The sequence below is a fragment of the Ruegeria sp. AL12 genome (assembly GCF_056540885.1).
Genome location: NZ_JBQFXN010000167.1, coordinates 1 through 595 on the forward strand (window position 1 = coordinate 1; position 595 = coordinate 595).

Annotated in this window: 2 protein-coding genes; one reads left to right on the plus strand and one right to left on the minus strand. The window is 52.4% G+C overall.

All coding sequences use genetic code 11. The features are described 5' to 3' along the window. Positions 1-471, plus strand: a 471-nt coding sequence (locus ACR0C6_RS22025) for an SGNH/GDSL hydrolase family protein (protein WP_480621313.1), incomplete at its 5' end; no start/stop codon positions are given. Positions 472-508: 37 nt separating this feature from the next. Here ACR0C6_RS22025 and ACR0C6_RS22030 read toward each other — a convergent pair. After that, positions 509-595 (minus strand): helix-turn-helix domain-containing protein (locus ACR0C6_RS22030; RefSeq protein WP_330220327.1); only part of this gene is annotated, 87 nt, incomplete at its 5' end.

Genomic DNA, 595 nt, shown 5'->3' on the forward strand with positions numbered 1-595 from the left:
GGATGGCTAACCAGCAACATCGTTTCAAACGCATTGAATCTGGGAATCAGTCGGGACACAACCCAAGGCTTAATAGCAAGGGTACACCCGGAGCTCATCACTCATGTTCCGGTCTGGTACTTGGGTGTTGGGGTTAATGACGCCCTGAACGACGCACCTCTGGAGGAGGTTCCGAAATATGTTAAGCAGTTAGCGGATGTGTTCACCTCCGTAGACAGATTGATCTGGCGTGCCGTTCTGCCTGTCGCCAGCGAAACTTGGACTATCGAAAACGAAACGTTTCGAACCGCCTACAACATTGCAGCACAACAAACTTGCTTGGAAATGGGAAACTGCACGTTTCTCAACTCCCCTCCCGGGTATAGTAATAACATCGACAAGTGGACATCGGACGGCCTACACCCCAATCCAATCGGTTATCGTCACCTGACACAGCAGCTTTGCGCTGAAATAAAGTGCTCCCTTCAGTGACGCTGAGTGGGGTTTTTGCGGTGATTAGGTTATAGTCTCAACGCGGACTACGCTTCGCCAGTATCCGCTGCAAGGTCCGGCGGTGCATGTTCAGCCGCCGCGCCGTTTCGCTGACATTGCGGTC